Here is a 19,985-nt window from a genome sequence, read left to right on the forward strand (position 1 = left end):
GCCTCTCCTGATCGGGGCCGAAATTAATCCGAACACGGACGATCCACGGAAAGCAAGAGGTGGGGGAGGATATAACTCCAGTGAGACGAGGAACTGACGTCCCCCGCCGGGCGCTTCACTCGCCGGCCGTGAGCCCTTCCCACCGGGCGGCGAGGGCCGTCATCTCGCGCAGCACCCGTTCCCGCTCGGCCGGCGAGTAGCCCTTCAGCAGTTGCTCGTCGAGCTCCCGGGCCCGCTTGCCGACCTCGGCCAGCCGCCGGGACCCCTCCTCGGTCAGGTGCAGCAGCTTGCGCCGGCCGTCATGCGGCGCCGTGTGCCGGACGATCAGCCCGTTGTCCTCCAGCCGGCGGACGACGTCGGCCATCGTGGACCGGTCGAGCGCCACCGACGAGGCCAGCGAGCCCTGATCGACGCCCGGATGGTGGTCGACCGCGGTGAGGACAGCGAACTGGGGGCCCGTCAGGACGGGGTCGACCACGCGGGTCCACAGGGCCACGTACGACTGGTGGAGCCGCCGGGCCACGTAACCGGGTGCCGCGAGAAGCGCCTGAGGGGTGGTGATCGCGCCCCTTATCGCCGGCTTGCCCGATTCATGCGCCATGGGCCTACCTAATCATGACCCTGCGGCCGACGGCCTGGCCGTCGCCTCAGAGCGCCACCGTGCGGAAGCCCGCGTTGCCCATGCCGGAGTCGGGCGTGTTCGACGATCTGGCGGCGTTGCGGTAGCGGTTGCAGTAGGAGTCGTGGCACAGGTACGAGCCGCCGCGCAGGACCCGGAGCCTCGGGGCGACCCGGGAGCGCGGGTCGTGGACCCGGGCGCGGGCTCGTTTGGCGTACGCCCGCGGGTCGAACGGGTCGTCGCACCACTCCCAGACGTTGCCCACGGTCTGCCAGAGCCCGAACCCGTTCGGGCGGTAGGTGCGCACGGGCGCGGTGCCCGGCCAGCCGTCCTCGGCGGTGTTGTGATCGGGAAAGGAGCCCTGCCAGATGTTGGCCTGCCAGTCGCCCCGCGCGTCGAGGAGGTCGTCGCCCCAGGGGTAGCGGGCGCCTTCGAGGCCGCCGCGTGAAGCGCGTTCCCATTCGGCCTCGGTGGGCAGGCGCCGCCCGGCCCAGGCGCAGTAGGCCTGGGCGTCGTTCCAGGTCACGTGCACGACGGGATGATCTTCACGGTCGAGCAGGTCGGAGCCGGGGCCTTCCGGACGCCTCCAGCCCGCGCCTTCGACGGCGAGCCACCAGGGAGCGCGCGGCGAGCTGCCGATGACGTCCGCCCGCGGGTGGACCAGCGTGTGGAAGACCGCCGACATCCCCGCGAGCTCCGCCTCGGTGCGATAGCCCGTGTCGCCGGTGAAGCGGGCGAAGTCGGCGTTGGTGACGGTGGTCGCGTCGATGTCGTACGCGTCGAGCGTCACCTCGTGCACCGGCGACTCGCCGTCCCCGGCCAGGCCGTCGCCGAAGGGGTCGCCCATGCGGAAGGCGCCGGCCTCGACGCGGCACTGCTCGATCAGGTGGGCGCCGCGCCCGGCGGGAATCGGCTCGCGGCCCGGGGCTGCCGCCAGGTGCGGCATGCAGCAGGAAGAGGGGTCGGACCTATCGACAGGGGGTGACACTTGTGTCATGGTATCACCATTCCACTTGTGGCACGGTTAACTCCGTTACAACGACGGGCACATTTGATGAAGCTTGAGATTCTGCTGCTCGGCGCGCTGCTCCATCGCCCCAGCACCGGCTATGAGCTGAAGAGGTTCTTCGACACGCACGGCCGGTTCATGCGCTCGAACACCACCATGAGCCAGGCATACCGGACGCTGGCGGCGATGGAGGAGCGCGGCTGGGTCGAGCACACGATCGAGGAGCGCGCCGGGGCGAGCAACGCCAAGCGCTACCACGTGACCGAAGAGGGCCACACGGTCTTCACCGACTGGCTGACGCGCCCGTACAACCCGCCCACGCGTTTCCAGGACCCTGACCTGTACGCGCGGCTGGGCAGTGCCGGGTTCATGACGGTCGAGCAGGTGATCGGCATCCTCGACGTCGAGATCAACACCCGGGTGGCGGAGGTCGCGCGGTACCGCCACCGTGACCGCAGCCGGTTCGACGAGCCGCCGCGGGGCTACGACGCCGAGCTCGGCGGCCAGATGGACGAGTGGCTCCACCGGCGCGGGGCCGAGGCGATGGACCGCCACATCGCCTCGCTCATCGAGCTGCGCCGGCGGCTCCTCGACGGAGAGCCGATCAACGCCGATCACGCCGAGGAGGCGACGCGATGAGAGCCATCATCCTCATGTTCGACAGCCTGAACAGGCACATGCTCGCCCCTTACGCCGACACCTTCGTCGACGCGCCCAACTTCGCGCGGCTGGCGGCCAAGGCGGTGACGTTCGACAACTTCTACGCCGGGTCGCTGCCGTGCATGCCGGCGCGGCGTGAGATGCACACCGGCCGGTACAACTTCCTGCACCGCAGCTGGGGCCCGCTGGAGCCGTTCGACGACTCGATGCCGGAGCTGCTCAAGCGGGCGGGCGTGCACACGCACCTGGTCTCCGACCATCCGCACTACTGGGAGGACGGCGGCGCGACCTACCACACCCGCTACAGCACCTGGGAGTTCTTCCGGGGCCAGGAGGGCGACCCGTGGAAGGGCGTGGTCGCCGACGACGGCGCCCCGGCGAGCCCGTACGGGGCGATGAAGCGGCAGGACGTGATCAACCGCACGTACATGCCGACCGAGGCCGAGCACTCGCAGACCCTGACCGTCGACGCCGGTCTGCACTTCCTGGAGACCAACGCCGACGCCGACCGGTGGTTGTTGCAGATCGAGCTGTTCGACCCCCATGAGCCGTTCTTCACCCACCAGCACTACAAGGACCGCTACCCGCACGACTATGACGGGCCCGCCTTCGACTGGCCGCCGTATCAGAAGGTGCTGGAGCCGCAGGGGCAGGTCGAGCACGCCCGCCTGGAGTACGCCGCGCTGGTGTCGATGTGTGACCGCTCGCTCGGCCGGGTGCTGGACCTCATGGACGAGCACGCCATGTGGGACGACACCCTGCTCGTCGTCAACACCGACCACGGCTTCCTGCTGGGCGAGCACGGCTGGTGGGCCAAGTCGGTGATGCCGTGGTTCAACGAACTGGTGCATCTGCCGATGTTCCTGTGGGACCCGCGGACCGGCGGGCGGGACCGGCGGCGGGGTGAGCTGGCGCAGACCATCGACATCGCGCCGACCGTGCTGCGCTACTTCGGCCAGGAGCCCACCCCTGACATGCAGGGCGCGGACCTCGCCCAGGACGGGCCGCTGCGGGAGGGCGCGCTGTTCGGCATCCACGGCGGGCACGTGAACGTCACCGACGGCCGCTACGTCTACATGCGCGCGGGCAGGGAGGCGGCCAACGGGCCGCTGGAGGAGTTCACGCTCATGCCCACCCACATGCGCAGCAGGTTCTCGGTGGCGGAGCTGCGGGACTGGGAGCCGGCCGAGCCGTTCGCCTTCACCAAGGGCCTGCGCACGATGCGGATGCCCGCCTCCCCGAGCTGGATGAACCCGTGGCAGCACGGCACCCTGCTGTTCGACCTGCACGAGGACCCGGCGCAGGAGAGCCCGATCGTGGACGACGACGTGGAGCTGCGGATGATCGAGCTGCTGCGCCGTCTCATGGTCGGGACCGACGCCCCGCCCAGCCAGTTCGAGCGCCTGGGCATCCCGCGCGAGGGCGAGGTCACCCGCGAGCACCTGCTGGTCCGCGAGCAGCGCGAACGCGCGGCGGCCGTCGCCGTGCCGCTGCCCGCGGGCGCGGAGTTCCAGGCTCCTGCCCTGCTCCGTGCGCCCCTCCTGGAGCTGCTGGGCGTCACCGGCGCCAGGGACGTCCTCGCGCAGGAGGCCCCGGCCCTGGTCCAGTCGGAGCTGCTCGCCGCCCCCGCCCCCATGAGCCTGCTGGACCTCGCCCGTCTCGGCTTCGTGCCCGCCGCGGTCCTGCGCCGCATCGACGAGCAGTTCGGCCTTCTTACGGCAACACCCGCCGCCTCGATCGACTGAGGCGACGCTCTCTCTAACGCAACACTGCAGACAGGGGCACCGCATGGATGCCAGCGCCTCCACCGCGTCCGTACAGCCAGGAGCGGCTCAGGCCGCCAACGTCCCCCATCGCTGGCGCAATCTCGCCGTCCTTTCCGGCGTGAGCGTCGTCGACAACACCGAAGCCGGTCTCATCAACACCGTCTTCCCCACGCTCGCGGCCGCGCTCCGGCTCAACAGCGGTCATCTCGGCATCATCGCGGCGCTCGGCAAGATCGCCAGCGTTCCGGCCGGCCCGTTCTGGGTGTGGCTGTCCAGCAAGATCGGCCGTCGTGGCGCGCTGGTCGCCACGACGGTGACCGGCGGCCTGTTCGGCATCGCCGCCGGTTTCTCCCAGAACTTCGTCCAGCTCCTCATCTGCTGCACCCTCATGTCCGCCGCGGTGATCGGCGGCTCGCCCATCGCCATGGCCGTCATCGCCGACTCCTTCGCCGACGAGCAGCGGGCCCGGGCGAACGGGATCTTCTTCGGTACGCTCCAGCTCGCCGCCATCGTCCTCGCGCCCGTCATGGCCGTCTTCGTCGGACTCGAGGACGGCTGGCGCTGGGCGCTGTGGACCCTCGGCGGCGTCTGCATCGTCGCCGGGTTCGTCGTCGCCGCCTTCTTCACGGATCCGGGCATCGGGTCCTCCGAGAAGCAGCTCGCCGACCTCGCGAACGAGGACCGGACGAAGGCGAAGGTCACTGTCGCTTCCGTGGTCGGCCTGTTCCGCATCCCCACGTACACCGTGATGATGGTGAGCCGGCTCCTGTCGGGCCACCTGCTGATCGCCATCTTCGGCGTGCAGTTCCTGGTCACCGAGCGCGGCATCGACAACGCCACCGCCATCCTGGTGGCGCTCCCGTTCGGCATCGGCTACAGCGTCGCCACGCTGAGCGCCGGATTCATCCTGCCCCGGCTCGACCGGCTCATGCCGAGCAGGGGACGCGTCCTGGTCCTGCAACTGGCCCAGATCCTGTTCGCCGTCATCGCCTTCTTCGGCACGCAGTTCCGGTATGAGACGATCGCCACCTACGCGGTCTTCTGGGCCCTGCTGGGCGCCTGTCAGGGCCTGAACCCGCCGGTCAACCGGCCCATCGTGGCCGGCGTCGTGCTGCCGGAGCTGCGTGGGCAGGCGTACGCGATCTGGCTGACGGTGTTCGAGACGATCGCCTGGGCGCTGTTCTCGCTCCTGGCCGGCTCGCTGGCGGCGACGCTCGGCATCCAGGGCGTGTTCCTGTGGGTGCTGGTCATCCTGATGATCGTCAACGGCCTCCTGCTCTCCATTCTGTACGTCACCTACCCGCGCGACGCCGCCCGGATCGGGCAGCAGCTCGAACTCCGCCGCCGGCAGGCGCTGGCGGACTGACGCCCGGTCACGACGTCTCCCGGTGAACCACGCTGGCCCAGACGTTGGGCTCGGCCGGGGGCGTGTCCTCGACCCCGAGGGCGTGGAGCGCGCGATGGGCGGCATACCTGCCCAAACCCGCCACATCCACGCGCACACTCGTCAGCGCGGGCACCAGCAGCCGTGCCAGGGGACTGTCGTCGTGCCCGACCACCGCGAGGCGGCCGGGCAGGGCGATCCCCGCGCGCACGGCCGCCCCCACGACGGCGGCGGCGATGTCGTCGTTGTAGGCGATCACCCCGGTGACGCCGGAGTCCACCCAGTCCCGTACGGCATCGGCCGCGGAGCCGTCCTCGTCGGAGACCGTCCGCATGTCGGCGATCTCGAGGCCGAGCTCCGCGGCGCGCGCCCGCGCCAGGGAGGCGCGCAGGCCGGCGAGCAGCTCCAGGCGCGGCTCGCCCGTGCGGGCGACGGCCAGCCGGGCGTGGCCGCGCTCGTGGAGATGCTCCACCTGGAGGGCCGGCCCGGCCCGCAGGGACGGCACCTCGTGCAGCTCGGAGGGCTCACCGCCGCCGAAAAGCAGCCGCGCGCCCGCCTCCCGGCGCAGGACGTCGAGGTCGTCGCGGGGGAGGGGGACGACCGGGACGACGAGGTCGGGGTCGAGCGTCTCCCACAGCGGGCGGGAACGGCCGCCCGCGTGCCGGGTCCAGGTCACCAGCGAGTAGCCGGCGCGGTCCAGGACGAGGGTCGCCTCCTCCAGGTAGCGGCGCAGGCTGTGCTCCACCGGCCAGTCGGGCAGGATGAACAGGACGATGCGGTTGCTGCCCCGGGCGAGCGCCTGGGCGGCGGCGTGCGGCCGGTAGCCCAGGCGCGCGGCCTCGGCCAGCACCTTGCGCCGGGTCGCCTCCGAGATCGTCTGGCCCGGGGTGTCGTTGATGACGAAGCCCACCGTGGCCCGGGAGATCCCCAGGGACCGCGCGATGTCGCTCGCCGTCACCCGTCGTTCCCGTCCGCCCATGGCCGCCCTCCCGTTTCCCGACATGGCACTTGCGCGCGCTAGTGCCCCAAGGTTAGCGTCGCATCGCTGGCAGCTAGCGCGCGCTAGCTGCCACTCATCCCGCAGGACAGGAAGGTCACGACATGACCGACGGACGACCCGTCGTCGAACGGCTCACGCTCGAGGAGAAGGCGCGGCTCGTGTCCGGCGCCAGTTTCTGGACGACCGCGGAGGTGCCGCACGCGGGCGTGCCGGCCGCGCTGCTCACCGACGGCCCGCACGGCGTACGCCTGCAGCGGGCCGGGGTCGACCACCTCGGCCTCGCCGACAGCATGCCCGCCACGGCGTTCCCCACCGCGGCGGCACTGGGCTCGTCGTGGGACGACGGCCTCCTGCGCGAGGTCGGCGAGGCGCTCGCGGTCGAGGCCAGGGCGCTCGGCGTGGACGTGCTCCTCGGCCCGGGCGTCAACATGAAGCGCTCCCCGCTGTGCGGGCGCAACTTCGAGTATTTCGCCGAGGACCCGCTGCTGGCCGGCGTCATGGGCGCCGCCTGGGTCGCGGGCCTGCAGTCGCGCGGCGTCGGCGCGTCGGTCAAGCACTTCGCGGCCAACAACCAGGAGACCGACCGCATGCGCGTCAGCGCGGAGGTGGACGAGCGCACCCTGCGGGAGATCTACCTGCGCGCGTTCGAGCACGTCGTCCGCGAGGCGCGGCCGGCCACGATCATGTGCTCGTACAACCGGGTCAACGGCGTGTACGCGTCGGAGAACCCCTGGCTGCTCACCACGGTCCTGCGCGAGGAGTGGGGCTTCGACGGCTACGTGGTCTCCGACTGGGGCGCGGTGCACGACCCGGCCGCCGCCGTCCGGTCCGGCCTGGACCTGGAGATGCCGGGCACCGGGGGTCGCAGCGCCGCCGCCATCGTCGCGGCCGTGCGCGCCGGCGAGCTCGGTGAAGAGGTCCTGGACGTCGCCGTGGAACGCCTGGTGAGCACCCACGACCGGCTGCGGCAGGGGCGCGCGGAGGCGGCGCCGGACTTCGACGCGCACCACGCGCTCGCCCGCCGCGTCGCGGCGGAGTGCGCGGTCCTGCTGAAGAACGACAGCGGCCTGCTCCCGCTGGACCCGGAGTCCGGCGGCCCGATCGCGGTGCTGGGCGAGTTCGCGCGCACCCCGCGCTACCAGGGCGCCGGCAGCTCCCTCATCAACCCGACCCGGCTCGACGACGCCCTGACGGCGATCCGCGGCGCCACCTCGCGTGAGGTCGCGTTCGCGCCGGGGTTCCGCCTCGACGGGACGCCCGACGCCGTCCTGCTCGCCGAGGCGGTGGAGGCGGCTCGCGGCGCCGCCGCGGTGCTGCTGTTCCTCGGCGAGCCGTCGGAGGCCGAGTCCGAGGGCTTCGACCGCGAGGACCTGGACCTGCCGGAGGCGCAGCTCCAGCTGCTCGAGGCGGTGGCCGCGGTCAACCCGTCGGTCGCGGTCGTGCTGAGCAACGGCGGCGTCGTGCTGACCGGCCCGCTCACCGAGCACGCGGCCGCCCTGCTGGAGATGTGGCTGGCGGGCCAGGCGGGCGGCGCCGCCGCGGCCGACCTGATCTTCGGGCACGCCGACCCCTCCGGCCGGCTGGCGGAGACCGTCCCGCACCGGCTGTCCGACACGCCCGCGCACGTCAACTGGCCGGGCTCGGAGGGGCAGGTGCTCTACGGGGAGCGCCTCTACATCGGCTATCGCTGGTACGACCGCACCGGGCGGGACGTGGCCTTCCCGTTCGGGTTCGGGCTGTCGTACACCACGTTCGCCTACTCCGACCTGGCCGTGCACGTCCCCGACCCGGCGCGGCCCGAGGCGCGCGTCGAGGTCACGGTGACGAACACCGGCACGCGGGAGGGCGCCGAGGTCGTGCAGGTGTACGTCAGCGACCCCGTCGCCGACGTGGACCGTCCCGAACGCGAGCTGCGCGGCTTCCGCAAGGTCCGCCTGGCCCCCGGCGAGAGCACCCACGTGGTGATCGAGCTCGACGCCCGGGCCTTCAGCTACTGGAGCACCCGGCACGGGCAGTGGGTGGCCGAGCCGGGCGAGTACGGCGTGCACGTCGGCAGCTCCTCCCGCGACCTGCCCCTGGAGCAGCGCGTCCACCTGGACGTGGAGTCGCCGCGGGCCGCGCTCACGGCCGACAGCACGCTTCAGGAATGGCTGGCCCATCCCCAGGGCAGGAAGATCGTCGAGGAGACCCTGCTGAAGGCCGCGGACGGTGAGCAGAGCTTCTTCACCGACCCGGCCAGCCAGGCGCTGATCGCCCAGATCCCGCTGGCGACCCTCCTCAGCATGGGCGCCTCCCAGGGCGGGCAGCAGCCGCCGGCCACGGACGACCTGCTGCGGATGGCGAACTCCGAGACCCCGGCGAGCTGAGCGGGCGGCCGCGCGGTGACGGTCGCCGCGCGGCTCAGGAGTTCAGGACGCGTCCCGCGAAGGAGCGGAAGCGGCCGACCAGGTCGACGTTGTCAGGGTCGAGCAGCCACTGCTCATCGGCAGTGCCCGTGGCCGGGCTCATCGCTTGACCGGGACCGGCTTCCAGGCGGTGACGCCCAGGAGGTCCGTGGAGCCGAGGTCGAAGAGGCCGCTGACGCGCTCCCTGCCGGAGCCGGTGGTGACGACGAGCGTGGCGCCGACCGCGGGCGGACGGGTGGTGCCGCCGTAGGTGTTGCGCCACGCCAGGGTGAAGGCGGCCGATCGGCCCGGCCGTACGGTCACCGCCTTCGGCCCGGGATCCTCGACCGCGGTGGTGACCCGCCGGGCGCCCCGGTCGATCTTCACCTTCAGCGGCTCGCCGTCCCCGTCCAGAAGCCGGACGCGCGGGTACCCCTCGACCTGCCGCACCGTGTCGCCGCAGTTGGTGAGCGTCACGGTCTGGACGCGCAGCCCCATCGCGGCATCGGGCGGTTCGGCGTACAGGAGCAGTCCCGAGCCGGCGCAGGACGGGGTCGGGGGCGGGGACCACACCGTCGGCGGCTGCCGGGCCAGGGGGTGGCCGGGCGGGAGACCCGTCACCGTGGGACGGGCCGGCGCGGCCCCGGCGCCGGGAGCCTGCGTGCCGCAGCCGGCGAGGCAGATCAGGGCGGCGGCGACGACGCAGACGCGCGCGGCGGGCGGGAGGATCATCGGCATCATTCTGCCGTGGAAACCCGATGCCGCGGTCGTCCGGGCGGCGCGGGCCTCCTGCCCGCGCCCCATCAGCGCGTCGCCGCCCGGGTTCGCCCGGATGCGCTCGGACTTCGGCGTGGGAGAAAGGGACGGCGACCAGGTCCGCCTCGGGGAAGTCGGCGACAACCCCGAGGACGAGGGCGCGGGCCATCCGGTTGTCGGGGGTCAGTCCACGGAGGTGTCCCATGCTTCCTGACGTACCTCCAGGTGCGGGGAGGAGCGCAGGTCACGGAGGAGGTCCCGCCACGGGGCCGCCCACTCGGTGCGCTGCCCTCCCGACTGGGTGAGCATGAGCGCGAACAGGCCGCCGGACAGGTCACCGCGGCCGGCCAGACGCCGGGCCGCGGGCAGCGCGACCGCGATCGGCAGCGGCGGCCGCCGTCCGTACTCGCCGAACAGCTCCGAGACGGCCTTGCCGGCCGTCCGGGCGGCGAGCACCGGCCGGTCCGCGAGCAGGTCGGCCAGGGCGCACAGGGCGTCGGTGAGTTCGTCCCCGTCCGTTTCCCTGGGGATCAGGGCCACGCCCAGCTCGGCCACCTGGGGCAGCAGGAGGGGCTGGGCGCCGAGCACGTCCATGGCGTCCCGGGCGAGCCGCCGCCGCCACGGCTCCGGCTCCTCCTCCAAGGGCCCGGCCAGTCTCCGGGCGATGGTGTCCACGCGTTGCCTGGCCGGTGTCCGCAGGTCCTCCCCGGGTACGGCGGCGGCCAGCCTGGCCAGGACGTCCAGCGCCTGGGACCGGATCGACCCGGCCCGCAGCAGCCCCAGGAACACCGCCATGCCCTCCCCGGTCGTCCCCGGATCGGCCACGGCGTCGATGATCTCGTCGAAGCCGCCCCGGTACCAGTGCGCCCACAGGGCGAACGCCTTCGACCCGCGGAAACTCACCCCGGGCAGGTCGGCGGCCATGAGGAGGCGCCGTACCAGGTCCGCGTAACGGGGGCGGGCGGCGGGGGCGTACTCCATCGGGTGGGCCTGGAAGAGCGTGCGCAGCATCGGCTCGCCGGCGTGCGGGCCGGCGGCGTCGCCGAGCGCGTCCAGGGCCCGCGGGTCCTCGGGGATCGTGCGCAGCACCGAGGCGAGGGCGACCCGTACGTCCCGGTGCAGCCCCGGGTCCGCCCACGCCCGCAGCAGCACGTCCACCGCGCCGGGCGGGCGGTTGCGGCCCAGCTGGCGGGCGGCCAGCTTGCGCAGCGTCACCTTGCTGCCGGGAGCGGTCAGCGCCTCCTCCAGCAGCGGCCCGAGCAGGGACGGGGGTGTCGAACGGCAGCAGCGGGCCAGCGCGGCCACCGCGACGCGGGAGGCCGGGCCGCCGGCGTGGCCCACGAGCACGGGCACCGCGCGGGCGGGCTCGCCGGCGCGCGCCATGGCCGTGACGGCGGCTTCGGCCAGCATCGTCTCCTCCCGGTCCGCCCATGCGGCGAGGAGGTCCAGCCCGCCGCCGATCCGGCCGGTCGCCTGGACGGCGGCCAGCCGCGCGGCGATGGGCAGCCCTTCGTCGTGGACGGCGGCGGTGAGCTCGGCGCGGACCCTTTCGCGCTGGGCGGGCGTCCATCGACCGGCGTCGCCGCCGTCGACCCGCGGCAGCCACGCGGGGTCCGCGAAACGGCCGCTGCGGTGGCCGTCCAGGAGGGGGAGGAGGAGGTCGGTACGACGCCGGGCCACGGTCCGCCAGACGGCGGGCAGCGTCACGGCGGACGCATCCTCCCGCACAAGCCAGAGCACCCGCTCCTCCCGCACGGTCCCGAGACCGCTCGACCGCTCCGGCGCTTGCCCCCCAGAGGCGGCTGCGGCACGAGTCGTCCGCAGGCGGCGATGAGGACGGTTCAGCCACAAGCCGGCAGCCTCGCGGGCCGGCGCCTCCGGTGCCGTGCGGATGGCGGCGCGCAGGTCGTCCTGGAGTTCGGCGAGCGCCCATGAACGGCGGCCGAGCACGTGGGCGAGGGCCACGGCCAGGGTGAAGTCCTCCCGCTCGCGTGCGGCACGAAGGTGCGGACGCAGCACCGCCAGCAGGTCGTGCTCCTGACCCGCGCGCAGCACCCGGTCCAGGCGGTGCGACTCCGCGACCGGGCCATGGGTGCGGTAGCGGCGGCGGCGGACGGGGGAGGGCAGGGGCTCCCGCGCGGGCAGGCCGCTCGCGCCGTGCCGCGCCACGAGCCTCCCGTACGTGCCCAGCGCCCACGCCGTCAGCGCCGGCGCGGTGGCCGGGTCGTGGTGCCGCAGGACCCGGCCGGCCAGGCTCCGCAGCTCGTCCTGGGTGGCGAGGGAGGAGTCCGGGGCCTCGACGGCGTCCGCGGCGATGCGCTCCAGCGTTCCCGCGCAGGAGTCGTCGAGCAGCGCGGGCGGGACCTCCCGCAGAGCGGCCAGCAGATCCCGGCGGAGCGGGTCCTGTTCGTTGGCGGTGCGCAGGGCCAGGTCGGCGAGGAGCGCGTGGAGCGCCGCCCGGTCCCGGGTCCGGGCCGTGCACTGGATCAGCAGCGTCCTGGCCAGCCCGCGCCGTCGGGGGTCCCCGGCCACGGCGGCCTCGCGCAGCGGGCCGACGGCCTCCTCGTAGGGCAGGTAGGAGGTGAGCTTCAGCGGGATGTCCGGATTGTCCAGGCGGGAACGGGGCGAGTGCCACACCGACTCGTGCCAGGCCAGCATGCGCCTCGCCTCGGCCGCCGCCGACTCCGGAGGCAGCCATCTGAGGAACCGCATCGCCCACAGCCCGGTGGAACCGCCCCTCCGCGCGGCGACCGCCTCGAAGATCGCGGCCCGGCGGGCGGGCGGCAGCGAGGGCAGCACCGGGTCGAGCCGGTGTTCGGACGAGGCCAGACGCAGGATCTCCGCGTCCGAGCCCGAGCGCAGGTGGCGGAGCACCGCTTTCGCCGGCCCCTCCCAGCCGGTCGCCACGGGGTCGGCGAACAACTTCCCGGCTCGCGCGGCATCCACCCTGAACAGCGCGTTCACGACCGGGGCGGGCAGGCCGCGGAGGCTGTGACGCAGGTCGTGCCGTTCCAGCAGAGCCAGCATGCGGGCCGGCTCGGCGAGGGCCGCGAGCATCACGCCCGCCCCGCGGCGGCGCCACCAGCTCCACGCGTGAACGCCACCCGCCAGCTCCTGCTCGGCCACCGCCATGATCGCGCCCGGGTGCCGTTTGGCCAGCGCCGTCCAGGACGTCACCGCGTGGGCGACGTCCGGCAGCCATCGCGCGACGGTCTCGGCACCGCAGGCCGGCAGCAGCGCCGCCGCCTCGCGCGCCCCCCATTGCGCGTGGACGTCCGGCAGGAGCGCTTCGGCCAGCGCCTGCCGACGGCCGAGCGCCAGCGTGCGATACAGCGCGAGCCGCAGCTCGGCAGGGGCGTCCTCGAACGCCGCGGCCACCGCCGGATCCGGCACGGGCAGGGTCCGCACCGCACGCAGCGCCGCGCGCCGCAGCCCCATGTCCGGCCCGGCGAGAACCTCCCGGACGTGATCGAGGTCGCGCGCCGCCATGGCCACGTGCAGCGCCGTACGCCGGGCGTACCGATCCCGCGCGGACAGCTCGTCCAGGAGGACGGGCAGCTGGGAGGTGCCGGCCAGCCGGCGGGCGTGGAGCGCCAGCGCCCGCATGCGCCGCGGGTACGGCAGAGGCGCGAGACGCGCCAGCAAGGCATCGGCGGAGATGTCGAGGGCCGGCTCCTTGGCCGGCTCCATGGGCCTCAACGGGCCGGGCGGAGACCGCCCTTTCCACAAGTCATGCCGACGATACTGGCCGATCATCGCCTCGCCGCGCAACCCCGGCCGCTCAGGGCGAGCGGCGCGACGGCTGAGGGGGAGGCGGTGAGCCACCTCGGCCGCGGTTCCGTGGACGCCGGCCCTTTCGCAGGAGACGGCGGCCGAGACGGGGTCAGCCCTCGGTGTCCGCGAGCTGGTCCTGGGCCGGGTCCGGACGGTCATCGCGGGGCGGTGCGCAGCTCTGGCCGCAGCCGCCGAAGCGGGCCGTGTTCACCGGGGTGAAGTCCACGGCCGGCACGTCCTCCAGCGCCGCCATCATGGTGTCCTTCCAGATCGGCCCGGGCACCGAGGCGCCCGCCACCGCGCCGAAGGTGCGGCCGCCGATCGTGACGCCGGTCAGCTTGTAGCGCTGGGAGCCGCGCGGGTCGCCGACGCTGACCGCTCCCGCCAGGTCGGGGGTGAACCCGGCGAACCAGGCCGTGGCGTACCCGTCCGTGGTGCCCGTCTTGCCCGCCGCCGGGCGGCCGATGCCGCCGACGCCGCGCATCGTGCCCTTGGTGAACACCCCGGACAGGACGTGCGCGGTCGCGTCGGCCACCTCCGGGTCGAGGGCCTTGCGGCACGACGGCTCGTACGAGGTCGCCCTGCCCGTGCTCGCCTCCGTCACCTTGGTAATGACCATGGGCGCGCAGTACGTGCCGCGTGCCGCGACGGCCGCGTACGCGGTGGCCACGGTCACCGGGTCCATCTCGTTGATCCCGAGCGTGAACGTCTCGTACTCCTGCAGCGGCCCCCCGTCCGCCCGCCTGATGCCGAGCGACTTGGCCGTCTGAACCGTCTCGCACAGGCCGACCCGCTGCTCCAGCGCCATGAAGAACGTGTTCACCGACCCCCACGTACCGGTCGCGAGCGTCTTGAAACCGGGCGAACCCTCGTCGTTCGTGACCGTCCAGGACGGGATGCCCATGTTCTGGCCCTTGCAGTTCTTGAACGAGGCGTAGCCGGGGGCGGTGTAGGCGTTGGTCACGCTGATCCCGTCGTCGATCTTCATGCCCTGCGCCAGTGCCGTGATCAGCGTGAACGTCTTGAACGTCGAGCCCGCCTGGAAGCCGATCAACCCGCCGTGCCGCTTGTCCGCCACCGGGTTGTAGGAGATCTCGTTCCGCTTGGCCGCGCGGCCGTAGGGGCGGCTGGCCGCCATCGCCTTGATCTCGCCGGTGCCCGGCTTGACCAGCGCCTCGGCGGCGACGGGGTGGTCCGAGGCGAACACGTGCTTCCTGATCGCCGTCTCCGCCGCCCGCTGCGCCTTCGGGTCCAGGGTCGTGTAGATCTTCAGGCCGCCGCGGGCGAAGCGCTGCTTCCTGGCCTGCTCGGTTCTGCCGAAGGCGGGGCTGGTGAGCAGCTCATGACGTACGTATTCGCAGAAGTAGGGATAGCGGCTGGCCTGGCAGCCATTGGGCGCCTCGACGCCCTTGTAGCCGAGTTTCGCCGCCTTGGCGCGCGCCGCCTGATCCGGCGTGATCCGGCCGAGTTGCGCCATCCGGTCCAGCACCACGTTCCGGCGTTCCAGCAGCAGCTTGCGGGGCTGCCTGCCGAGCCCGGGGTCGGTCCTGTTGGGGTTCTGGACGGCGCCGGCCAGGGTCGCCGCCTGGGTCAGGTTCAGGTCGGCGGCCGAGACGCCGAAGAAGCGCCGCGCCGCCGCCTCCACGCCGTTGGCGCCCGCGCCGAAATAGGCGATGTTCAGATATCGGCGGAGAATCTCGTCCTTGGAGTACTTCTCCTCGACGCCCATCGCGTACCGCAGCTCCTTGAGCTTGCGCGCGTAGCTGGCCTCCAGCGCCTTGTTCTTGCCCTCTTCGGTGTCGGCCGAGTTCAGCAGGACCTGCTTGACGTACTGCTGGGTGATCGACGAGCCGCCCTGGGCGATGCCGCCCGAGCTGAGGTTCTTGGCCAGGGCCCGGGCGGTGCCCTCCAGGTCGAGCGCGCCGTGCTCGTAGAAGCGGTAGTCCTCGATGGCGACGATCGCCGTCTTCATCACGTCCGCGATCTGGTCCAGCCGCACTTCCTTGCGGTTCTCGGCGTAGAACTGGGCGATGCGGTCGCCCTCGGCGTCGTACACGACGGAGGTCTGGGCCAGGGGCGGCTCTTCGAGCTGGGCGGGCTTGAGATCAAGCATCTCGGTGGCCGAGACGAACAGGGAGCCTGTGCCGCCCACGGTGGGCAGCGCGATCGCGGCGACCACCGTTCCGGCGGCCACGGCCGCTCCGGTCAGGCGGGCAAGGCTCCACAAGGGGCTCGAAGGGGACATGGGCGTCATGACAGCACAGAGCCGTTCGCGCTGTCCAAGACTGATATGCCTTGATTGTCGATATTCGAATGGATATCACTGCAGGCCGGAGCGCCGCCGTCCGGGGACGGCGGCGCTCCGCGTCGCGCATGTCACTCGCCGGTCATCGCGGCGTGCATGCGCAGGTACGGCTCGGCGTCCTTCGGCCTGTTCTGGCGCTGCAGCGTACGACCGAGGAGCAGGCAGGCGTACCCCTCCGCCGGGTCGCGCTCCAGCACCAGCCGGAGCTCGGCCTCGGCCCGGCCCAGCTGGGCCGAGTGGTAGTAGGCGCGGGCCAGCAGCAGCCGGGCCGCGAGGTTGTCCGGCGCGGCGGCCACCACCTGGGCCAGGATGCGGGCGGCCCCGATGTAGTCCTGGGAGTCGAAGAACCGGCGCCCGCGCTTGTACTCCTCGGCCAGCTTCTCGATCGGCATGTTCACTCCTGTCCGGTGTGCGGAAGGCGCTCGGCGGGGATGACGCCCAGGCGGCCGGCCTGGTAGTCCTCCATCGCCTGAAGGATCTCGGCGCGGTTGTTCATCACGAAGGGGCCGTACTGGACGACCGGCTCGCGGATCGGCTGCCCGCCGAGCAGCAGCACCTCCAGGTTCGGCTCGGCCTGCGGCTGGGCCGGGTCGGCGGCGACGGTGATCGCCCCGCCCTGGCCGAAGACGACCAGCTGTCCCTTGTGCACCGGCGTGCGCCCGTCCCCGGCGTAGCCGTGTCCGGCCAGCACGTAGGCCAGGGCGTTGTAGGCGGGGTTCCACGGCACCTCCAGCCGGGCGCCGGGGCTCACCGTGGCGTGCACCATCGTGATCGGGGTGAACGTGACGCCCGGACCGGCGTGGCCGTCCAGCTCGCCGGCGATCACCCGCAGCAGCGCGCCGCCGTCGGCCGAGGCGAGCAGCGCCGCCTGGCGACCGCGGATGTCCTGGTAGCGGGGCAGATGGAACTTGTGCGCCTTAGGCAGGTTGACCCACAGCTGGACGCCGTGGAACAGCCCGCCCGAGACCACCAGGTGCTCCGGCGGCTTCTCGATGTGCAGCAGGCCCGAGCCCGCGGTCATCCACTGGGTGTCGCCGTCGGTGATCGTGCCGCCGCCGCCGTTGGAGTCCTGGTGCTCGAAGATGCCGTCGATGATGTAGGTGACGGTCTCGAAGCCGCGGTGCGGGTGCCAGGGGGTGCCCTTGGGCTCGCCGGGCGCGTACTCGACCTCGCCCATCTGGTCCATGTGGATGAACGGGTCCAGCGCGGACTGCGGCACGCCGGCGAACGCGCGCCGTACCGGGAACCCCTCGCCCTCGAACCCGCTGGGCGCGGTCGTCACCGACTTCACGGGCCGCCGCGTGACGGTGGCCGGATCGGGCGCGGCGACGCGGGGCAGGGCCAGGGTGTCAGCGGTGATGGCGGGCATGACCCCTCCTGTTTGCTTGAAACTTCAATCGGTTGCTCGCCACAACGCAGGGGTGCCTCCGGGCATTCCCGGCCCCGCGTACCTTTGAGCCATGCGATCTGCCGCAGTCGTTCCCGGCGGGAACTTCGGGCCGCAGGCGGGCGTCGTCTGGCGTTAGGGCGACGGTCAGCAGAACTCTCGCATGATGCGCATCAGCTCGTCGGGCCGCAGGGGCGGCTCCGGCAGCGGATGCGCCGCCGGGGCGCGGAACCCGTCGAGGATCAACGCCAGATGCCGCCGCCACACCTCGGGCCGGACGGCGGTGGTGGCCTCGACCGTGCGGGCGATGCCCCACGTCACGAACACCATGTCCTCCAGCGTGCAGTCGGGTCGCAGCACCCCGGCCTCGTGCGCGCGCTCGATGATCCGCGACATCATCGCGTAGCCGAGTGCCGGGTCGCCGGCCGGGGTGGGCTGCGGGCCCCGGCGTGAGACGAGGTCGTTGTAGCCGCGGTCGGCGGCCTGCAGCTCGCACACCCGCTCCAGGAAGTGCACCAGCCCGCTCCACGCGTCCGGCAGCGACAGGGCGTGCTCCGAGATCCGCACCACGGTGGCGGTGCGGTCGGCGAAGACGGCGTCGACGAGGTCGCCGCGGCTCGGGAAGTGGTTGTAGAGGGTGCCGCTGCTCACCCCGGCCGTACGGGCGATCTCGTCGAGGGGGACGTCCAGCCCGCGCGCGGCGAACAGCTCTCTCGCGGCCGTCACCAGCAGGTCGCGGTTGCGCTGCGCGTCTCTGCGGAGCGGTCTGGCGGGGGTCGGCATGCGGTCCATCGTAGGCGAAGTTGAGAACACTCCCAACTTGTGCGTATGCTTCCAGCGCAGAACTTGGGAGTGCAGTCAACTTAGCTGAATGCATTAAGGAGTCGTCATGCCCAGAACTCTCGCCATCTTCGGCGCCGGCCCCGTCATGGGCCTGTCCCTCGCCCGCCGCTTCGGGCGCGAGGGCTTCCGGATCGCGCTCGTCGCCCGGACCAGGCCGAACCTCGACCACCTCGTCGCCGAGCTCGCCCGCGACGGCATCGAGGCGGCCGGATTCGCCGCCGACGTCTACGAGCCCGGCCGGCTTGCCGCCGCGGTCGCGGCCATCAAGGAGGCGTACGGGCGGATCGACGTCGCCGAGTTCAGCCCCGGCGGCGGGAACATGGGGGAGGGGATCGCGGCGACGCTCGACGTCGACGTCGAGAACGCGCGGGTGATCCTGGACCGGTTCGTGCTCTCGGCGGTCGCCCTGGTGCGGCAGGTGCTGCCCGACATGGTCGAGCGGGGCGACGGCGCGATCCTGTTCACCGCTGGGCAGTCGGGGATCTACCCGACGCCGGGGCTCGGCAACGCCGGCATGGCGCAGGCGGCGCTGCGCAACTACTTCCACACCCTCAACGCCGAGCTCGCGGGCAAGGGTGTGTACGTGGGGGCGGTCAACGTGGGGGCGCTGATCGAGGGCAGCGTGCCGCACCGGGGGATCACCTCGTCCTCGGTGCCGCTCGAGTTCGAGCCGGAGGTGATCCACCCGGACGTCCTCGCGGACGGCTTCTGGGAGCTGTACGCGAAGCGGGACCGGGTGGAGGTGCTGGCGGGCAGCTTCGGTCGGTAAGCGGAAGCCGGGTCAGGACGACTGGACGGGCAGCCCCGCGGCCGTCCAGTCCTCGATCCCCTCGCGGTACTTGCGCACGTCGGTGTAGCCCAGCGCGGTGAGCCGGCCGGCGACCTGGCCGCTGTTCGGGCACGCCGGGTTGGAGCAGTACGTGATGATCGCGGCGTTCTTGTCGGGCAGCAGCGCGGATGCCTGGGCGTCCACGTCGGCCGGGGCCAGGGGGACGGCGCCGGGGAGATGCTGCTTGGCGTAGTACGCGCCGCCGAGCGCATCGACCACGGTCACCGTGCCCGCCTCGATGGCCGCCGCGAGGTCGTCCCGGGTGATCAGAGCGGTCATGTCATTGCCTCCAGAATGAGTCGGACTGCGGTCCGGTTACGTGGGAAGACGTTACCGGACCGCAGTCCGATTTTGCAATCCGGGGCGGGCGGCTCCTCGTTACTTGCCGAATCCGGCGGTCAGGCCGGCCAGCAGCTGGCGGCGGCCGACCACGTACAGGATGAGGATGGGCACCGAGGTCAGGACGACGGAGGCGAGCACCGCGGGCACGTTGATGCTGTACTGGCCCTGGAAGGTCCACAGCGCCAGCGGCAGCGTGCGCTGCTCGGGGCTCTGGGTGAGGATCAGCGGCAGCAGGAACCCGTTCCAGATCGTCAGGGCGTTGTAGATGGTCACCGTCACCACGGCGGGCCTGGTCAGGGGGAGTGCCAGGTGCCAGAGCGTGCCGAGCTCGCTGGCGCCGTCGAGGCGCATCGACTCGAACAGCTCCTTGGGCACGTCCCTGATGAAGTTCGACAGGATCAGCACCGACAGCGGGATCGCGAACGCGATCGACGGCAGGATGAGCGCCATGGGAGTGTCGTAGAGACCGAGCTTGATGATGATCAGGTAGATCGGGATGATCGTGGCCTGGTGGGGGATGGCCAGGCCCATGAGGAACGCCGAGTTGGTCCAGCGCAGGAACCGCCCCCTGCCGCTGCGGACGATCGCGTACGCCGCCATGAACGACACCGCCACGGCGGGCGCGACCGCGCCGACCGTGACGACGACGCTGTTCATGAAATATCGGATGAAGTCCGACTCGATGACCATCTGATAATTGGCCAGCGTGGGCTCGGCCGGCGGCACGAGGGGGTTCTCGACGTAATAGTTGCTCTGCGACTTGAAGCTGGTGATGACGATCCAGTAGATCGGCACGACCACGACCGCCAGCCAGAACCAGGCGACCAGCCCGCCCAGCCAGTTGGGGCGGCGGGTCACCCGTTTGGGACCGGGAGCGGTGTGCCGCGCCGCCGCCTGCGAGGTGTTCTTCGCGAGGGTCGTCGTCAT

At 72.4% G+C, this 19,985-nt stretch carries 16 protein-coding genes; 5 read left to right on the forward strand and 11 right to left on the reverse strand.

The window, feature by feature from the left end:
- Positions 1-115 precede the first annotated feature (115 nt).
- Positions 116-601, reverse strand: coding sequence for a MarR family winged helix-turn-helix transcriptional regulator (locus ACWDRB_RS63180; RefSeq protein ID WP_449911678.1), 486 nt, complete (start codon positions 599-601; stop codon positions 116-118).
- A 46-nt stretch (positions 602-647) separates the two neighbouring features.
- Positions 648-1,607 (reverse strand): formylglycine-generating enzyme family protein, encoded by a 960-nt coding sequence (locus ACWDRB_RS63185; protein ID WP_449911680.1) that lies wholly within the window; start codon positions 1,605-1,607, stop codon positions 648-650.
- A 66-nt stretch (positions 1,608-1,673) separates the two neighbouring features.
- Between ACWDRB_RS63185 and ACWDRB_RS63190 the strand changes: the two genes are divergently transcribed.
- From ACWDRB_RS63190 to ACWDRB_RS63200, 3 genes are read left to right on the forward strand one after another with little or no spacing between them, the layout of a single operon-like run.
- Positions 1,674-2,267 carry a PadR family transcriptional regulator gene (locus ACWDRB_RS63190; RefSeq protein WP_350741099.1) on the forward strand — a complete coding sequence of 198 codons (594 nt, stop codon included), beginning with the start codon at positions 1,674-1,676 and terminating at the stop codon, positions 2,265-2,267.
- Positions 2,264-4,033, forward strand: a complete 1,770-nt coding sequence (locus ACWDRB_RS63195; RefSeq protein WP_449911682.1) for a sulfatase — start codon at positions 2,264-2,266, stop codon at positions 4,031-4,033. The genes ACWDRB_RS63190 and ACWDRB_RS63195 overlap by 4 nt, the downstream gene beginning before the upstream one ends.
- Positions 4,034-4,076: 43 nt before the next feature.
- Complete coding sequence (locus ACWDRB_RS63200) at positions 4,077-5,420, forward strand: MFS transporter (RefSeq protein ID WP_449911684.1); 1,344 nt, start codon at positions 4,077-4,079, stop codon at positions 5,418-5,420.
- A 7-nt stretch (positions 5,421-5,427) separates the two neighbouring features.
- Here ACWDRB_RS63200 and ACWDRB_RS63205 read toward each other — a convergent pair whose 3' ends face one another.
- A complete protein-coding gene (locus ACWDRB_RS63205) occupies positions 5,428-6,417 on the reverse strand; it encodes a LacI family DNA-binding transcriptional regulator (protein ID WP_449911686.1) in 990 nt (329 codons plus the stop codon).
- Positions 6,418-6,539: 122 nt separating this feature from the next.
- On the opposite strand from ACWDRB_RS63205, the gene ACWDRB_RS63210 reads away from it, so the two are divergent.
- Positions 6,540-8,804 carry a glycoside hydrolase family 3 C-terminal domain-containing protein gene (locus tag ACWDRB_RS63210; protein WP_449911688.1) on the forward strand — a complete coding sequence of 755 codons (2,265 nt, stop codon included), beginning with the start codon at positions 6,540-6,542 and terminating at the stop codon, positions 8,802-8,804.
- A 138-nt stretch (positions 8,805-8,942) separates the two neighbouring features.
- Here ACWDRB_RS63210 and ACWDRB_RS63215 read toward each other — a convergent pair whose 3' ends face one another.
- The 6 genes from ACWDRB_RS63215 to ACWDRB_RS63240 all read right to left on the reverse strand — a co-directional run bounded on the left by ACWDRB_RS63215 (position 8,943) and on the right by ACWDRB_RS63240 (position 17,827).
- The gene (locus tag ACWDRB_RS63215) at positions 8,943-9,554 is read right to left on the reverse strand and encodes a DUF4232 domain-containing protein (protein ID WP_449911690.1); all 612 of its coding nucleotides are present in this window, start codon (positions 9,552-9,554) and stop codon (positions 8,943-8,945) included.
- A 207-nt stretch (positions 9,555-9,761) separates the two neighbouring features.
- The gene (locus ACWDRB_RS63220) at positions 9,762-13,268 is read right to left on the reverse strand and encodes a hypothetical protein (RefSeq protein ID WP_449911692.1); all 3,507 of its coding nucleotides are present in this window, start codon (positions 13,266-13,268) and stop codon (positions 9,762-9,764) included.
- A 193-nt stretch (positions 13,269-13,461) separates the two neighbouring features.
- Positions 13,462-15,597 carry a transglycosylase domain-containing protein gene (locus ACWDRB_RS63225; protein WP_449911694.1) on the reverse strand — a complete coding sequence of 712 codons (2,136 nt, stop codon included), beginning with the start codon at positions 15,595-15,597 and terminating at the stop codon, positions 13,462-13,464.
- A gap of 131 nt (positions 15,598-15,728) precedes the next feature.
- Complete coding sequence (locus ACWDRB_RS63230; protein ID WP_363985093.1) at positions 15,729-16,049, reverse strand: tetratricopeptide repeat protein; 321 nt, start codon at positions 16,047-16,049, stop codon at positions 15,729-15,731.
- 2 nt (positions 16,050-16,051) lie between these two features.
- The gene (locus ACWDRB_RS63235; RefSeq protein ID WP_449911696.1) at positions 16,052-17,026 is read right to left on the reverse strand and encodes a pirin family protein; all 975 of its coding nucleotides are present in this window, start codon (positions 17,024-17,026) and stop codon (positions 16,052-16,054) included.
- Between the two features lie 165 nt (positions 17,027-17,191).
- Positions 17,192-17,827, reverse strand: a complete 636-nt coding sequence (locus ACWDRB_RS63240) for a TetR/AcrR family transcriptional regulator (RefSeq protein ID WP_449911698.1) — start codon at positions 17,825-17,827, stop codon at positions 17,192-17,194.
- A gap of 106 nt (positions 17,828-17,933) precedes the next feature.
- On the opposite strand from ACWDRB_RS63240, the gene ACWDRB_RS63245 reads away from it, so the two are divergent.
- Positions 17,934-18,656 (forward strand): SDR family NAD(P)-dependent oxidoreductase, encoded by a 723-nt coding sequence (locus ACWDRB_RS63245; protein WP_449911700.1) that lies wholly within the window; start codon positions 17,934-17,936, stop codon positions 18,654-18,656.
- Between the two features lie 12 nt (positions 18,657-18,668).
- Here the strand turns inward: ACWDRB_RS63245 and ACWDRB_RS63250 are convergent, their stop codons facing one another.
- Both ACWDRB_RS63250 and ACWDRB_RS63255 read right to left on the reverse strand, forming a co-directional pair.
- Positions 18,669-18,995 carry a rhodanese-like domain-containing protein gene (locus tag ACWDRB_RS63250; RefSeq protein WP_350741077.1) on the reverse strand — a complete coding sequence of 109 codons (327 nt, stop codon included), beginning with the start codon at positions 18,993-18,995 and terminating at the stop codon, positions 18,669-18,671.
- Positions 18,996-19,094: 99 nt separating this feature from the next.
- On the reverse strand, positions 19,095-19,985 hold the full coding sequence (locus ACWDRB_RS63255; protein WP_350741076.1) for a carbohydrate ABC transporter permease: 891 nt from the start codon (positions 19,983-19,985) through the stop codon (positions 19,095-19,097).

This window comes from Nonomuraea sp. NPDC003707 (genome assembly GCF_053587055.1).

Excerpts from the sequence above, each read along its gene's own strand:
- ACWDRB_RS63180 (WP_449911678.1), bottom strand. The coding sequence starts at position 601 with ATGGCGCATGAATCGGGCAAGCCGGCGATAAGGGGCGCGATCACCACC.
- ACWDRB_RS63190 (WP_350741099.1), top strand. The coding sequence starts at position 1,674 with ATGAAGCTTGAGATTCTGCTGCTCGGCGCGCTGCTCCATCGCCCCAGC.
- ACWDRB_RS63195 (WP_449911682.1), top strand. The coding sequence starts at position 2,264 with ATGAGAGCCATCATCCTCATGTTCGACAGCCTGAACAGGCACATGCTC.
- ACWDRB_RS63200 (WP_449911684.1), top strand. The coding sequence starts at position 4,077 with ATGGATGCCAGCGCCTCCACCGCGTCCGTACAGCCAGGAGCGGCTCAG.
- ACWDRB_RS63205 (WP_449911686.1), bottom strand. The coding sequence starts at position 6,417 with ATGGGCGGACGGGAACGACGGGTGACGGCGAGCGACATCGCGCGGTCC.
- ACWDRB_RS63210 (WP_449911688.1), top strand. The coding sequence starts at position 6,540 with ATGACCGACGGACGACCCGTCGTCGAACGGCTCACGCTCGAGGAGAAG.
- ACWDRB_RS63215 (WP_449911690.1), bottom strand. The coding sequence starts at position 9,554 with ATGATCCTCCCGCCCGCCGCGCGCGTCTGCGTCGTCGCCGCCGCCCTG.
- ACWDRB_RS63220 (WP_449911692.1), bottom strand. The coding sequence starts at position 13,268 with ATGGAGCCGGCCAAGGAGCCGGCCCTCGACATCTCCGCCGATGCCTTG.
- ACWDRB_RS63225 (WP_449911694.1), bottom strand. The coding sequence starts at position 15,597 with ATGTCCCCTTCGAGCCCCTTGTGGAGCCTTGCCCGCCTGACCGGAGCG.
- ACWDRB_RS63230 (WP_363985093.1), bottom strand. The coding sequence starts at position 16,049 with ATGCCGATCGAGAAGCTGGCCGAGGAGTACAAGCGCGGGCGCCGGTTC.
- ACWDRB_RS63235 (WP_449911696.1), bottom strand. The coding sequence starts at position 17,026 with ATGCCCGCCATCACCGCTGACACCCTGGCCCTGCCCCGCGTCGCCGCG.
- ACWDRB_RS63240 (WP_449911698.1), bottom strand. The coding sequence starts at position 17,827 with ATGCCGACCCCCGCCAGACCGCTCCGCAGAGACGCGCAGCGCAACCGC.
- ACWDRB_RS63245 (WP_449911700.1), top strand. The coding sequence starts at position 17,934 with ATGCCCAGAACTCTCGCCATCTTCGGCGCCGGCCCCGTCATGGGCCTG.
- ACWDRB_RS63250 (WP_350741077.1), bottom strand. The coding sequence starts at position 18,995 with ATGACCGCTCTGATCACCCGGGACGACCTCGCGGCGGCCATCGAGGCG.
- ACWDRB_RS63255 (WP_350741076.1), bottom strand. The coding sequence starts at position 19,985 with ATGACGACGACCCTCGCGAAGAACACCTCGCAGGCGGCGGCGCGGCAC.